This is a genomic window from Rhodococcus sp. T2V (assembly GCF_029269925.1).
Lineage (GTDB): Bacteria > Actinomycetota > Actinomycetes > Mycobacteriales > Mycobacteriaceae > Rhodococcus_F > Rhodococcus_F koreensis.
Map to the genome: position 1 here is coordinate 1 of NZ_JARJBD010000049.1, position 14,561 is coordinate 14,561.

The 14,561-nt window shown below is 65.1% G+C and carries 15 protein-coding genes; 4 read left to right on the plus strand and 11 right to left on the minus strand.

Going from position 1 to position 14,561, the window contains the following annotated elements; all coding sequences use genetic code 11:
* The first annotated feature begins 205 nt into the window (after window positions 1-205).
* Window positions 206-493, plus strand: coding sequence for a hypothetical protein (locus P3H15_RS32115; protein ID WP_276140915.1), 288 nt, complete (start codon window positions 206-208; stop codon window positions 491-493).
* Between the two features lie 111 nt (window positions 494-604).
* On the opposite strand, the gene P3H15_RS32120 is transcribed toward P3H15_RS32115, so the two are convergent.
* From P3H15_RS32120 to P3H15_RS32130, 3 genes are all read right to left on the minus strand, one after another.
* Window positions 605-2,218 (minus strand): NAD(P)/FAD-dependent oxidoreductase, encoded by a 1,614-nt coding sequence (locus P3H15_RS32120; protein ID WP_276140916.1) that lies wholly within the window; start codon window positions 2,216-2,218, stop codon window positions 605-607.
* A gap of 316 nt (window positions 2,219-2,534) precedes the next feature.
* Complete coding sequence (locus P3H15_RS32125; protein ID WP_276140918.1) at window positions 2,535-3,017, minus strand: SRPBCC family protein; 483 nt, start codon at window positions 3,015-3,017, stop codon at window positions 2,535-2,537.
* A 1,038-nt stretch (window positions 3,018-4,055) separates the two neighbouring features.
* Entirely contained in the window at window positions 4,056-5,138 is a 1,083-nt protein-coding gene (locus P3H15_RS32130; RefSeq protein ID WP_276140919.1) for an IS110 family transposase, read from the minus strand.
* A 478-nt stretch (window positions 5,139-5,616) separates the two neighbouring features.
* Here P3H15_RS32130 and P3H15_RS32135 point away from each other — a divergent pair, with 478 nt between their 5' ends.
* A complete protein-coding gene (locus P3H15_RS32135) occupies window positions 5,617-6,054 on the plus strand; it encodes a nuclear transport factor 2 family protein (protein WP_276140920.1) in 438 nt (145 codons plus the stop codon).
* A gap of 11 nt (window positions 6,055-6,065) precedes the next feature.
* Here the strand turns inward: P3H15_RS32135 and P3H15_RS32140 are convergent, their stop codons facing one another.
* The 7 genes from P3H15_RS32140 to P3H15_RS32170 form a co-directional block, all read right to left on the minus strand.
* Window positions 6,066-7,517 (minus strand): NF041680 family putative transposase, encoded by a 1,452-nt coding sequence (locus P3H15_RS32140; RefSeq protein ID WP_276140921.1) that lies wholly within the window; start codon window positions 7,515-7,517, stop codon window positions 6,066-6,068.
* Between the two features lie 290 nt (window positions 7,518-7,807).
* Window positions 7,808-8,170 carry a nuclear transport factor 2 family protein gene (locus tag P3H15_RS32145; RefSeq protein ID WP_276140922.1) on the minus strand — a complete coding sequence of 121 codons (363 nt, stop codon included), beginning with the start codon at window positions 8,168-8,170 and terminating at the stop codon, window positions 7,808-7,810.
* A gap of 54 nt (window positions 8,171-8,224) precedes the next feature.
* Window positions 8,225-8,698, minus strand: coding sequence for a nuclear transport factor 2 family protein (locus P3H15_RS32150; protein WP_276140923.1), 474 nt, complete (start codon window positions 8,696-8,698; stop codon window positions 8,225-8,227).
* Window positions 8,699-8,709: 11 nt separating this feature from the next.
* Window positions 8,710-9,882, minus strand: a complete 1,173-nt coding sequence (locus tag P3H15_RS32155; RefSeq protein ID WP_276140924.1) for a thiolase family protein — start codon at window positions 9,880-9,882, stop codon at window positions 8,710-8,712.
* 61 nt (window positions 9,883-9,943) lie between these two features.
* Complete coding sequence (locus P3H15_RS32160) at window positions 9,944-10,390, minus strand: Zn-ribbon domain-containing OB-fold protein (RefSeq protein ID WP_276140925.1); 447 nt, start codon at window positions 10,388-10,390, stop codon at window positions 9,944-9,946.
* Between the two features lie 99 nt (window positions 10,391-10,489).
* Window positions 10,490-10,795, minus strand: coding sequence for a hypothetical protein (locus tag P3H15_RS32165; RefSeq protein ID WP_276140926.1), 306 nt, complete (start codon window positions 10,793-10,795; stop codon window positions 10,490-10,492).
* Window positions 10,796-10,840: 45 nt separating this feature from the next.
* Window positions 10,841-11,950 (minus strand): MaoC family dehydratase N-terminal domain-containing protein, encoded by a 1,110-nt coding sequence (locus P3H15_RS32170; protein WP_276140927.1) that lies wholly within the window; start codon window positions 11,948-11,950, stop codon window positions 10,841-10,843.
* A 198-nt stretch (window positions 11,951-12,148) separates the two neighbouring features.
* On the opposite strand from P3H15_RS32170, the gene P3H15_RS32175 reads away from it, so the two are divergent.
* Together P3H15_RS32175 and P3H15_RS32180 are read left to right on the plus strand one after the other, a co-directional pair.
* Window positions 12,149-13,006 (plus strand): alpha/beta fold hydrolase, encoded by an 858-nt coding sequence (locus tag P3H15_RS32175; protein WP_276140928.1) that lies wholly within the window; start codon window positions 12,149-12,151, stop codon window positions 13,004-13,006.
* A gap of 71 nt (window positions 13,007-13,077) precedes the next feature.
* Complete coding sequence (locus tag P3H15_RS32180; protein WP_276140929.1) at window positions 13,078-13,572, plus strand: nuclear transport factor 2 family protein; 495 nt, start codon at window positions 13,078-13,080, stop codon at window positions 13,570-13,572.
* 762 nt (window positions 13,573-14,334) lie between these two features.
* Here P3H15_RS32180 and P3H15_RS32185 read toward each other — a convergent pair.
* Window positions 14,335-14,484: a hypothetical protein gene (locus P3H15_RS32185; RefSeq protein ID WP_276140930.1), complete on the minus strand. Its 150-nt coding sequence runs from the start codon at window positions 14,482-14,484 to the stop codon at window positions 14,335-14,337.
* Window positions 14,485-14,561: the final 77 nt, after the last annotated feature.

Consider the following 14,561-nt stretch of genomic DNA (forward strand, 5'->3'; position numbering starts at 1 on the left):
TACGCTGGCTACCGCCGCATAGGAATTGGTGTCCACATCTCGGGGGGAATCCCCGTCTACCTGCTGCCGGCCGCCGGGCTGTTCGCCGAGGCGGGGTTCGGGCAGGTGTGGCAGCGGATGATCGCCGGACTCGACGGGCTCGCGGTGGCCACCCCGGACCGCCGGAGCGCTGGCCCAGGCCCGACGCCGGATCGGCCCGGCACCGTTGCGTGCCCTGCTCGACCTGCTCCGTGGCCCGGCCGCCGGCCTGACCACGAAGGGCGTGTACTGGCGGGGGCTACTGGTCACCGCCATCGACGGCACGGTGATGTGCTGCCCGGACACCATGGCGAACCTGCAAGTTCGCCATCGCGGCGGCGGGTTTCACGGCCGTGCCAGCTTCACCATCGCCCTCAACGCGGCCCGCGACCAGCTCATTCACCCGCGGGTGTCATCGAAACCACCGTCGTCGACCTCGTCAGCATCATCGGCGAACGCGTCTTCGACCACCTGATACCGCCCGGCGATTACGAACCAACCCCCGCGTGGTCAAACGAGTTCCCCTGTCCCTTCCGGTGACGCCTTGCAGGCGTGAAAATGGGTCGGGCGGGCACGGCGCGCGTCGTCACCGCTGTTCGATAAAGCCGCGGTAGCCGTCCTTCGCGACACCGTCACAGACATCGCGGAACGTCGGGATGCCGGCGACGTATGGCAGGAAAGCTGCGGGCTTGCCCGGCACGTTGGCGCCCGTGTACCACGAGGCCGCGTGAGGGAAGAGAGTCGTGCCAGCAAGTTCGGCGACGTGGTCCATCCACTCCTGCTCGGCGGTGGCGTCGGCGACAGTGGACCTGACGCCGTTCGAGCACATCTGACCGACGTAGTCGACGATCCAGTCGACGTGTTGCTCGATGGCGGAGATCATGTTGGTCAGCACCGACGGGCTGCCCGGGCCGGTGATGATGAACAGATTCGGGAATCCCGCCACGGCCACACCGAGGTAAGCATTGGCCGCCTGCTGCCACTTGTCGCGCAGGGTTGCACCGTCCTTGCCCCGAATGTCGATCCGCGACAGCGGGCCGGTAATGGCGTCGTATCCGGTGGCGAACACGATGACGTCGGCCTCCACTGTGGGGCCGTCTAGCTCCACGCCGTTCGGGACGACTCTCTGGATCGGATGCTGACGCAGGCCCACCAGGTGCACGTTGTCGCGGTTGAACGCCTCGTAATAGTCCGTGCCGATGCACAGCCGCTTCGTGCCGAGTGGAAATTCCATCGAGGTCAGTTGCTCGGCGGCGGCCGAGTCGGTGACGGTGTCACGGATGCGCTCGCGCACGTAGTCCGCGGCGACCTCGTTGGCCTCAAGGTCGCTCAGGGAGTCCTCGAACGCGAACATGAAGGCACCGCCGCCCTCGACCCATCGAGCGTCCAGCGATGCCTTGCGCTCATCCTCGGTGAGGTCGAATGCCTTGCCGGGCGGTGGCACGAGGATGGCGCCGCCGAATGTCTCTCGGCTCTCCGCACGCAGGATCGGATAAGTGCGCTTGGTCGTCTCCAACTCTTCATCCGTGTAGTCGCGGTTGCGCGCCGGGATGGTGAAGTTCGGGGTGCGCTGAAGCACCGTCACGCTTGCGGCTTCCTCTGCGATCACGGGGATGAGCTGGACACCGGAGGAGCCGGTACCGATCACCACGACGTGCTTGCCAGCCAGGTCGACACCCTCATGAGGCCAGCGTCCGGTGTGGTAAACCTCCCCGGCGAAATCCTCGATGCCATCGATGTCTGGAATCTGGACCGCTGAAAGGCAGCCAGCGGCGCCGATTAGGAAGCGAGCTGTCACGTGCTCGCCGCTGTCGAGCTCGACTGTCCAGATATGACTAGTCGAGTCCCAGGCGGCTGCGACAACGGTGGTCGAGAACCGTATGTCCCGACGCAGGTCGTGCCGGTCGGCGACGCGTTGGGCGTAGGCCAGGATGTCGGGTTGCGCGGCATAGCGCTCGGTCCAGGTCCAGTCCTGGTCCAGCTCGGGATCGAACGAGTACGAGTAGAAGATGCTCTCGGCGTCGCAGCGGGCGCCCGGGTATCGGTTCCAGTACCAGGTGCCGCCGACGTCGGAAGCTGTCTCGAAAGCGACGACCGACAGTTCCAGGTCGTCTCTCAACCGCTTGAGTGCGTACATTCCGGCGAATCCGGCGCCGATGATGATGGCGTCGACACTCTTGGGACCAGTCAACTGGGTCATGGTTCACTTCCTTGTGTTATTGAGTGCCCTTAACAAGGCTTGTAAGTAGCGGCAGCAAATGGCGGGTTGCGCATCACATTCGCGTGATATCGCACATTCGGTTCAAAACAGCCGGGTACGCCAACATGACAGTGCGTGCGGTGTTCGTCGCACGCATCGCTGGCTGTTGCCGGCTTGGCGGCGGCCTACTTGACCCTCGGTCGCAGCGCGATCACTCGCCGAGCGGCCGCCACCGGGCGTCGGCACGACCTGGTCGCGATCGGCCCCCGGACGACGCTGCTGGAACCGCTGGCGAGGTACACAAGGCTGGTAGTCGTTATCTCGATGTACGGGACTCCCACGTCTGCCCGCCGACAGTCGCCGGCGCAACGGTGTTGGCGTCGCCGCGCTCCAGCGACGCCGCGAGGTGGTCGAAGTTTTCCTGGTACACGTCATGGGGATACAGGTCCAGATACGAGTCCGGGTAAACGTCCGTGACCCATGGGACCACGACAGACTTGTCGTCGACTGGCGTCAGTTCCAGAACCGCCTGGTGGTGTACGGCCCCGCCGAAACCGGGGATCGTATACGCGAGGCGGCGATGATCGGGCTCGGTCGAGACGTCCAACTCCCAGACATCTACGCCGTCATATGTGACGACGCGGTAGTTGCCCGACTGGCGTCCGTCGGTCGGTTTCTCGATGCGCTCCATACCCACGGGACGCGACTCATGAAAGAGTCGCGACTCGGCTCGTGTGTAGCGGTCGAGCACCGCCCACGCCGCGTCAACATCGACCGAGATCGTGGTGGAGAACCTCATGGTGGCCACGTCACGCCGCCCCTTCTCTCACGGCCCCGGTACCACCTGGCCGCCTCATCGGCGATCTCTCGAACAAGAGCTCGCTCGATAAACAGTATTCTAAATAGACGCATAGTGGCAAGCATCACACGTTACATGCCTGAACTAGCGACTTAGGACTTATTCTCAGTGCCCTGATTGACGTTTTGCCGGAGAGCTTGACGGCTCACCATACTGACCAGCGTGGTGACATCCCACCGTGCCGTGCTCGCCCGTCCGGCTCGACTAGAGGACATGCCAGTCGGGGCCGCTAGCAGAATCCGCCTGGCCTGCGCCCGCCGACTCCACGACAAGGGCGCGACCGTCGCGATCGCCAACGTCGATGCCACGGCCGGTCGCGTCACTGGCCCAGGAGCTCGGGGGTGCCCCTAACGAGGTTCGGCACCCTCGGATCATTCGAGAGACAGGGGCAAGAAGTCATACCGCACATGGCGACCGCAGTACCGCAGAACGGGACCACGAAGACGGTAACGTCTTCCTCGGAGTTCGACTTCCGCGACGCCACCGCCTGGGATCATGTCAAGGCGTCATCGCGTCGGAGCTGATATGTTGGGCAATTTGTCAAGTAGGCACGCCAAAATTGTCCTGGAACACAGTTCAGGACAGGGGGATTCCGTCCCCCCGATAGTCGCCGCTGGGATGGCCCGGCCGCAGCCGGGGTCACGGTCCTGGGCCGGAGGCCCACGCGTAGCGCTTGGGGGGCCTTGAAGCCGGCGAGGAACGGGGCTCACGCTGTGGCGCGTTCGGGGGGAAGGGGGGTGACCGTTAGGACGAGGCCGAGGTCAGCGTGTCGTTGCACGACGCGTGGTCGAAGCTGATATGCGCGGATTGGTTACCGCAGGACCATGTGTTCGGCTGGAGCGGTGCACTGGTCTAGGGCACGAGCGTCGCCGAGATCGCTTCGCGCGCTTCGGCTGCTCAATAGCCTCGGGGTGCGTTGCTCCTCGCGCTGCGGTTCCTCGACCCGAGGCCCCAACGGTCAGTTCAGGGGTGGCCGGTTCAATCGGGCATCACCGCCAGCGACCAGCACCAGCCGGCCAGCTCTCGCGCGACGGCGACGTTGGCGATCACCGGCTTCTTCTTGCGGAGGTTCATGTTGACCCACCGGGTGTGCAGCCGCTGGTTGCCGGCGTGCCCGCGGGCCCGTGCCGCTGCCGGCGCCTGGTCCCAGCGACGCCGCAACACCACTCCGGGGTGGTAGGTGGTCCGATGGTGCCAGGCCGCCTCGACCAGCAGCCGCCGCACGTGCGCGTTGCCGGTCTTGGTGATCGCACCCTGCGCTCGGCTCTGCCCGGAGGAGTGTTCGCTGGGGACCAGCCCGAGGTAGGCGCCGATGCCGGCACCGGTGAATCGCTCCCAGTCGCCGATCTCGACCGCCAGCGCGAAGCCGGTCAACGTCGCGATGCCGCGCAGGCACCCCAGCCGCCGCGTCATCGCGGTGAACTCGCTGTCCGCGGCGAGCGCGAGGATCTTCTCGTCCAACCGGGCACGGCGGGCGGTGGCCAGTACCACCGTCTCGTAGGCGTCGTCGAAGGCCGCCTGCGTCGGCGCCTGGTCGAACCGCTGCTGGCGCAGCCACCGATCGTGCAACTCGGTCCACGCCTTGCCGCCGGAATAGACGATCCCGTTCCGCAGCAACAGCTTCGACACCCGATGCCGCGACCGCATCAGATCCTGTCGTGCGGCCTCCCGGGCGCGGACCAGATCGCGGGCGGATTCCTCGGCCTGGGTGGGGACGCGGACCGACACCACCTCGTCCAACCGCAGCAACCGAGCCAGGTGCAGAGCATCTCGCGCGTCGGTCTTGATCCGATCGCCGGCCGGGCGGTGCAGCTTCGACGACGCCGCCACCTCACAACGCCACCCCGCCGCCGTCAGCGCGCGAGCCAAGCCGAACCCGGTCGGTCCGGACTCGTACACCACCGCACACGGGCCCGGCAGTGTGCCGACCCACTTGAGCACCTCGGTGTGCAAGGGCGGGGGCCGCGCCTTGAACACCTCACCCGACTGCCCATCGATCGCCGCCGCGACGACCGAACGGGCGTGCACATCCAACCCAACACTCGTACGTTCACAAAACACCGTGGCCTCCTCACACATGTCGGAAAGGCCGAGCGCGGAAAACGACGCTCGGTAACCCACGAGGTTGCGTGAGCGAGGTCCCTGCCAGCAACTACTCCAATCTGCGAGTAGTCACTTCATACGGTCTAGGTCCACTCGACGTTGACGTGAACGATGCGGGCATCGCCACAGCCGGCGAGGCCGGATTCGGAGAAAGCCGGCGATCTGGCGGGCCGTCTCGAAGCCCATGAGGAATCGCGGGTGATCTGGGTGAAGTCGGCGTCCGGGTCGAACCGCTCGATCTCGCTCAGGTTAAACGCCGATTGCGGTCGGTGCCCTCCACGTGCGAGTTCACCAGCCTAGGCGTCGCGGGGTGCCTCGAATCGCTACGGACAATCAAGGCCCAACGCGAATTGGTCGGTCTCAATTCTCCCGATTTGCCGCCGATCCTTTGACTCCGGCTATATTTAGGGCACTTAATATGTCGCGTAGGAGACACATGAACACCGAATCGGACCGAGCGGCAATCGAAGCCGTCCTCATTCGCTACGTCAACGCCAACGACGCCGACGACTGGGCGGGCATGACAGCATGCTTCACCGAGAGCGCCCGCTGGGGTGACCTGCCACCACAGGGACGAGCAGGCCTGCTTGAGCGTTTCTCCACGATGCGTACGCGGGCGGCGGAGATGATGCCGATCGATGATGTTCGCTCAGCCCAGCACGCCGTGTCCAATGTCGAGATCACGGTTGACGGCGACACTGCCACGTCCTATTGCCTCGCGACGGCGTACCTATTGGGTCCGCGCGGCGACCGCGAGGTGCTGCTGGTCCGCGGCATCACCTACCGCGACTACCTCGTCCGCACCGACGAGGGCTGGCTGATCGATCACCGGCAGCACCAGCTGAACTGGATGTTCGAGGCCGCGCCCCTCTAAGCTTGTTTTTTTTAACCTGGGCAGGCGGCCCCGACGGGTTTTCTCGCTTTGGTTTCGGCGCGTTTGCCCACGTGGTGATGCGGTGCGCGGTGGGTGTTTTTCGATCCGGGTGGGCGTCCGGGTCCGGGTCGACTGGGTTTCGGTGCACTGGCCGGAACAGGCATCGTCGCACGGGTGCGCGAAAACCCTCGACGAACCCGTGCCGGCGTCAATCGTGTTGGTGGGACAGGCCGTTCCCACGGGCGGCGTAGGTCCTCGGCCAGAGGACGGGCGAGCCGGAGTTGGGCGTAGGCCACCAGCACGATCCAGGTCCAGCGGTCGGCCGCCTCGGAACTGCGGAGCCGAGGTGCGGTCCACCCCAAGGTTTGCTTGAAGAATCGGAAGGTGTGCTCGAGATCGAAGCGCCGCAGAAACAGCTGCCACAACCGGTCGAGATCGTCGGCACTGACGCCCGGGTCCGAGCACCACAGCCACACCGGGGTGGGATGCCGGTCCCCAGGAAGGTGGTCGACGGTCAACCGGATCACCGTGCCTTCCACGATTGGCGGCGGCCCCGGGTGCTGAGCCCACGAGCCACGATGAACGAGTCGCGGGTGCAACCGATTCCACGCCGAAGCGGAGGCTGTGCCGTATCGGTCCGTCTCGGTGCTCGAGGTGGTCTCGGGTGCGGGCCACGTAATCGGGTCGGCGAATCGAAACTCGGGGCCGTGCCGGGGTGGGCGCCCGGTACGGCCCGGTGGCGGCGCCGGGAAGCACAGCACCCGGTCCGAACGCATCCGACCCAACACCTGCACCGGGAGATCGGCGAGCACGAACGCCAGCCGGGCCAGCTCGTATCCGGCGTCGAACACCAGCAGAATGTCCGGGTCGCCGTCGCGGTGGTGCCCGGCCTCGCGCAACCGTGTGATCACTTCACGCACCTGGGTCGCCGTCACAGCGGTTTCGTCATCGTCGGGGCGCAGGCGGACCGCGTCGAGCACCGTCGTCCACGAGGTACGGCCGGTCTCGAGGGCGGCGACGAACGAGTACGGCCACCCCGGGATCAGCTGTGCCTGATTCTTCCCGTGGCCGTAGACGTGGCAGAACCCGCGCTGCGGACTCGTCGGTGCATCCGGGCGCAACCAGGCACTGACATCGACGGCCAGAACGATCCGGCCGCCACGATCACACGGGATCGTCAGCCCGCCGAGGGCGCGGCGCAGACGAGTGAAATCTACTCTGCCGCAGTTGATTGCGTCGTACAAGGCGCCGTGGCCGCGCCGATGCTCGGCGGCCAGTGACAACTCGACCAGGGTGCGAACCGCGGTGCCGGAACACAGCAGCGCATCGGTCAACTCGAACAATGCATCACCTCGGGCCGGCAGACACCGGTAGAACTCTTCGCGGAACGACACCTGGTCGACACGCGGATCGGGGACCGATTCTTCCCCGACCGCCCACCGATCGGGCACACTGATACTCACGGCCACCGCCTGTTTTCGTCTCGAAAGTTCTGTGGAAGGAACCTCAAGATGATCAGGCGGTGGTCGCCTCATGCCGCGGCGACACGCCGAACAACACCAGCACCAACTGCCCCACGCGATGGCCGAGGTTAAACGACAAGCTAAGGGTCGCCGTCGCCCCGCCACCGTGGTCCTGGCTTTGAGCTGTTCAGCCTGAGTTACGCCCGATCAAGCCGTGGAGATTTTACACGCCACACTCCACGGCGACGATCCAGCGCCCCTGCGCACCAGGTGAGCGACATCACGGCATCTCAGTCGAGCGCGCTGGTGTCCCAGTACTCGCGAATCTCGACAATCTGGTCGCCTTCAACGGTAAAGGCGAAATGGTACTGGTTCGTGTAGACCGATCCGTCCTGGAGTTCCATACTGCCGGCAAGCTCGACGGCCGCCCGGTTACCCTCGACGATCCATGCTCGCGGGGTTAGTACGAGGCCCGAGGCCGCGCGCTCGGCGGTGCCGCGGAACCGCTCGGCCATGATCTGCTTCGTGACGTCGCCAGATCGTGAGCCGCGGCCCGCGATCCACCACTCGGCGTCGTCCGCGACCGCGCCGAGCACGACGTCGGACTCCGTCCACCGGCCGGAGCCGAAGCCATCGATGAACCGCTGGACCACCGCGACGACGTGCTCCCGACTCGGCGTCGTTTTCTCACTCATGTGCCAGCCCGATCAGGAGTAGACGTGGCGGGTGACGAGGTCGCCCTCGGTCTCCCACTTGAGGTCGTGGATTCGCTTCCTGATGCGCCAACCCTCGGGCGTGCGCACGAAGTCGTCGGTGTAGGTGATTCCACGCTGAACGACGATGTCCTGATTGTCGCGCGTCGCGACGATCGTGGTGAACGCACCACAGAACGACGTAGCCTCGTCGCCTCGCAGATGAATCTCGACGTTGGTCAGCAGGTGTTGGGTCCGGTGGATGGCGTCGACCTGCCACAACGGCAAAGAGCGGCTGCGGATTGACGCGAAACGTTCGCGTAGGCCATCGCGGCCGGCGGGCGGGCCGTCACCCATGCCGCCGTCCACGGTAAAACACTCTGCCATCGCATCGAAGTCGTCGCGGCCGTTGGAGTTCACATAGCGCACCAACACAGCCTCGATGGCGGCGCGGTCCAGGTAATCCTGGAGATCGTCGGTCGTGCTCATGATTGTGCTCCTCAGCTCTCAGTGCGCAGAAGCAGCGCGCCTGCGTTATAGAAGAATCCTCCCGGCGTAACAAGCGCGGTCTTCGCGCCCTCCACCTGCAGGCCGCTGCCCTGGCCCCGCAACTGACGGACGGCCTCACGGATGTGACCGGCGCCCTGCGACGCACCCTCCGACAAGCTGCCCCCATGCGGGTTGACCAGCACACGTCCGTTGATCTCGATCCGGTTCTCGTCGGCGTTCCAATGCTTCTTGAGGAATGCCGGCGCCTCGCCCACACCGCAGTAGCCGATGCTCTCGAACCACTTGAGCTGGATGATCGAGAACCCGTCATAGGGCATATACACGTCGACGTCGTCGAGCGAGAGATCGGTGCGTGCCCACAGGTTGTCGGCGGCCGCCTTCAGACCTGTCTGTGTTAGGTCTGGCATATCCTCCTCGACCGCGTGGCTGGTCTGGCCGTCGACGGCAACGTGCAGCAGCACGGGAGTGTCGGTCAAGTCCCTGGCACGCTCGGCAGTTGTGATGACCAGCGCGTCCGAGCCGTCGACCGGGTAGTCCATGTCGAAGAGGTTCAGCGGCTCCCGGATCATACGGCCCGCCAGATAGCCCTCCATGGTCAGCGGGTCGCGCTGCACAGCGTGGTCATTGTGCACCGCGTTCGAACGGTTGTTGATCGCGATCAGCCCGAGGTCCTCGCGGGTCGCCCCATATTCGTGCAGGTAGCGATCAGCCCAGGTCGCGTAGCAGACCGTACCGTTGATCGTGTCCGGCATCGGGCTGAGCGGACGCAGTCGGGACCGCCGCGGCACGCGGAACGGATCAGCCGCAGCCGATCTCGAGGCAACCGCCGTACGGTATCCCGAGTGGTAGACCAACACGGTCTCACACAGACCCGCGAACACCGCATTCATACCTGCGATCACCTGCCCCTGGAACGGGGGAAGGATCGTGTTGAGGTAGTAGTTCACGGCAGGGATGCCGAGTGCGCCCTGCACGAGCTCCGCGCGGACCCACGAGCCCGCGATGCCGTCGATATCCTTTGCCGTCAGGCCGGCGTCACGGATGGCGGCGCGACTCGCCTCGGCCACAAGCCCTAGCTCGCTCTTGCCGCTGTCACGCGAGTATTCGGTGGTGCCGACTCCTACGATCGCGACCTGATCCTGGATCGGGTACCTGGCCTTCATCGCTGTGCCTCTCCTCGCATGTTCATCGTGTTGTCGAGCATCCTCGACCGGTAGGCGGGGCTCACGCGGCGTCGGTCCGCAGTCCGAACGCCGGCAGTGGCTCACCGTCACGCTCGATCCAGGCCAGTTCGACTGGCGTGCCGATGCCGAGCTCGTCGGCGCCACCGCCGACGAGAGTCGCCGTAACCCGCAGGCCCTCCTGCTCCTCGAGCTCGATGACCGCGACCGGGTAGCCGGCGGCATAGTCGACACCGTCCAGCGGCGGGCCGGCCCGCAGGATCGACACCGAGTGGATGGTGCCTCGCCCGCTGACCTCCGTCGGGGTGACGTCGTCGGACCAGCAGGTTGGGCAGTTCGGCCACGGCGGCTGGTGCCAGCGCTGGCAGTCGTCACAGCGGTTGATCAGCAGCTTGCGCTGCAGTAGGCCGCGGAAAAACTCGACGTTATCCTGGTCGATCCAGGCGTTTGGGAGGCGCTTGGCGACCTCTTCGTTGCTGATCTGAGTCATGGGCGTTCCTTAATCGGACGGTGGTCTCGCGCGGCGCACTCGCCGCGCGGGAGGCACGAAGTGCTGACCGTCGGGCGGGGCTAGGTGGTGCTGCAGCGGTCAGTCGCTCGACGGGAGCAGCTTCGCGGCCGCCGTCCCGATAGGACGGCCGTCGACGCTCAGCGGGCCCGCTCCGGCGACGGTGCAGAGCACCTCCAGGCCGGACTCCTTATCGACGTACCTTTTACCGACGACCAGGGCGTCCTCGCCGCCGGCGGCCCCGCCGGCTGCCTGCGGGGGCGCTGCCGCGAGCGGGGAGACGGCCTCGCCAGCTATCTCGATCACGACGTCGCCCGCCGGTGCTCGCATGACGATGATCTGTGCGCTCGAGCCGTTCGGTGCGCAATACCGTTCGCCGACCTTCATGGACCTACTCCTGTTCGTGATTCGTTTGGGTGATGCGGACGCGATTCAGATGGAGGGCACGGTCACGGTGACCGTGCTGCTGATGTGCACGCCGATGCTGTTGGTTGCCTTCACCGCCACAGTGAGACGATCGCGCTCGCCTTGGGACTCGACGGATGTGACCTCCCCCGTGATCGTCATCAGGTCGCCCGCATAGCTCGGTACTCCGAGACGGATGTCGAGCGTCTCGATCAGCGCGTCAGGGCCGGCCCAGTCTGTGATGAACCGACCGACCAAGCCCGTGCTTATCTGGATGTTCAGAAACACGTTGGGGTGGCCGACCGAGGTCGCGAATCCGACGTCGTGGTGGACCGGTGCCCAGTCCTGTGAGGCGATCGCGCCTGCGATCACCTGACTGGGTGTGAGGTCGACGATCAGTTCCGGCAGGTTGTCGCCGACGGCGACCGTGGTGAGGTTCGGGTTCCAGGGGTCGGCGTGGAAGGCCCAGTCGTCGGTTGACGCGCCTTCGATCTCAGTCGCGGCGGGCTGCTTCTTCGTCTCGCTAGTCGCCGACGGTTCCTTCGGATACGGCTTGGCGCGCAACATCGTCTGGCGGATCACCGCGACGACTTCACCGTCGACGTCGAGCACACGCTGACTGGTGGTGATGAAATAGCCGAGACCGAGGCCCGTGCGCTTGGGGCCGGCGATCTTGTCGATGCGGACCGGTGCAACGGACAATCGCTCACCCGGCACGAGGTAGCGCACGTACTCGAACCAGCCGTTGGTGACGGCTGGGGCTACGTAGCCCTCGGCTTTCAAGAACTCGCGCATATCTACGGCAGCACCCCACGGCTCGTCCTTCTTGGCCGCCGCGGCCTCCGCCTCCGTTTGTCCGGAGGCCGATCCGGCTGCCGCGCCCTCGAGCCGGAACACGCGACGGCCAGCAGAGTCGACACCGTGACGGCCGCGCGGCTTGGCGGCGACCGTCCAGCTCATCAGGGCGGTGACCGGTGCGACGACGCGTCCGTGAACGCTGGCGGCGGCGGCCTCGGGGTCGGAGTAGACCGGGTTGCGGTCACCCAGCGACTCAACCAGGCGTGTCACGACGAACGCCTGAAGCCGCTCGGTGAAATCGGCGTCGATGTCGTCCGGCGTTGTGGTCGATGTCGTCATGTCGTTCCTCTCGGCGCTGCTTCTGGTGGTCGCGTCCCAGACAGCATCAGCTGGTCCGTCACGCCATCCAGCCCAGGACTGCGTGGTGCCGCTCACACTAATGCAGTGTACTCAATTAATACAACCGCCTGCCCACTCAGCCGCACCCGCTTTCTTAAATTCCCCAATTGAGTGCACTTTGTTTGATACAATCGGTAAGTGACCGAGCGCCCGATGCAGATCACCACCGACAGCGGCTTGCGTCTCGTCGGCCACTCCGTTGGCGACCCGTCAGGGCCGCCGATCCTATTCCTCCACGGCGGAGGCCAAACGCGGCACACGTGGGACGCCGCAGTCGAATCGATGGCAGCGCGCGGATGGCACGCCGCTACCGTCGACCTGCGCGGACACGGCGAGAGCGACTGGTCCCCCGACGGGGACTATCGCACCGCGACCGTTGCAGCCGATGTAGCCGCCTGGGTCACAGCCTTTAACGAACAGCCGGTCCTCGTCGGCGCGTCCAAAGGCGGGCTCGCCGCCCTCCACTACCTCGCCGAGCCGGCCGCGCGCGGCCGCGCTCTCATCCTGGTCGATGTGGTGATCGCGATCGAGCCCGACGGTGCGCGACACATTCGCGATTTCATGCAGGCGCGACCGGATGGGTTCGCATCGATCGACGAGGCCGCCGAGGCCGTCGCCGCCTACGGGTCGTCGCGACGGCGACCTGCCCGCCGGGAGGGTCTTCTCTCAAACCTGCGCCAGGGCGACGACGGGCGGTATCGCTGGCACTGGGATCCACGTCTACTCGAGGGCTCTACCTCATCCGATGTCATGCGCCAGACCGAAGACCTGGAGCATCGCGCTGCCAGACTCGCCGTGCCGGTTCTTCTGGTGCGGGGAGGACGAAGTCGAATCGTCAGTGATCGAGGAGTCGAGCACCTGCTCGGCGTGCTCCCTCACGCCGAGATCGCTACTGTCCACGGCGCTGGCCACATGGTCGCCGGCGATGAGAACGACGCCTTTCACCGATCACATCCGGGACTTTCTTCATCGCCTTCCCCAGCACCGACCTCGTAGATAACGTAGATCGAATCATCGATAATCGTCCAGACGAACCGGTAACCGGTTGTCCGCCAAGGAGTCCCACTATGACACTTACTTTTCGTCCGACAACGCTCGAACACCTCCTCGCCATGGAAGAGATTCGTTTGCTGGTGGTCGCCTACGGCAATCGCGTCGACGGCGGAAAAGGCGATATCGCCGACCTGTTCACTGATGACGGTGTTTGGGACAGCTCTGACAACGGTTATCCCCGCCTCGAAGGGCGTGACATGATTGCCGAGTTCTTCGGCGACTACACCACACGTCGTCAGCGTGGCCATCGGCTCAGTCATCTGCCGGCCAACCCGCTGATCACATACCTCGATGCCGACACGGCACATTCCGTCTCCGGATTTATCGGCCAGGCCAACTTCTCTGGCCGTGATGACCTCGTCGTCGACTCCGGCCGCTACCACGACGAGTTTGCTCGGACTCCGGATGGCTGGCGCTTTCGTTCACGGCGCCTCGAGCACGTTCTTCCGACGCGTCTGATCGACCTCGACGCTGCGGCGGAGCAACCGCGTAGCCGATCGTGGTCGTGACCATCCGAGCGTCGCACCCTCGGCATCCGCACTCCACGACCTCGCACTCACCGTTACTCGCAGGAACAGTTGACCACGACAAAACGGTTCCGCGTCCGTCCCGTGGGGCGCTTCGGTCGACCGGTCAAGATGCGATTGTGCACCTTGGGAAGACCCGCCGCTCGTTCTCGACCACGGTGACATCCGAACATCTAGATTTCGCGAACATGTTGCGGCGCCTGCGCGTTGATAGTCGGATCGAACGCGAACCTGCTCGGCCAGTTCCTCAACCATGGCTTCCCGTATACGAACACACCATGTTGTGGCGCACTTGCAGCCAGCCTTGGCAACTCGCTGTGCGGGACATGTCGAAACTGGGGTTCTCGGCGCACTCTCCAGCGAGGATGCGATTGCATGTTCCACGTCGATGCTGTCATGTTGCTGGTACGGCAGGACCGCTTATGAGGCACGCTCGGCCCAACGCATACAAATTCCTCTGGTCGGCGACAGACTCCGTTGCTTCAGTGCATGTTTGACGGCGTTATGTGCAATGAAGCGCGCGAGTCGAAAGGTCGCCGTTGAGGCGAGCGAGACAAGGCATCTCTTCGGCAGTATCGATCCGAGGATCGACTGGACATGTGTAGTCGATAACTTGACGCGCGTGACACGGAAGGTTCCTGTGCGTGCTGTCAACTCCAGGACCGTTCGAACACCGGCCCATAATCGCGGTGCGGCCGATGAGGGTTCCTCTGTGTATTTCAAGTTGGAACCTCGTTCGAACACCTAGAGCAACGAGGCGCGGGCATCGACATACACTTTCCGCGCCTCGTCGGGCTCAAGGAGCGCCAACCCGCCCGGATCGAACCCGCCGCCCGCCTCGATCGCCGCCGCACGCGCCCGACCGCCGGCCACGATCCGCTTGGTCGCGCCCACTACCTCGCTCCTGCCCGCTCGCTGCCACGGTGACCGGATGGCGGGCAGTCGATCTCGGGAAATGTAGCTGCCACCCC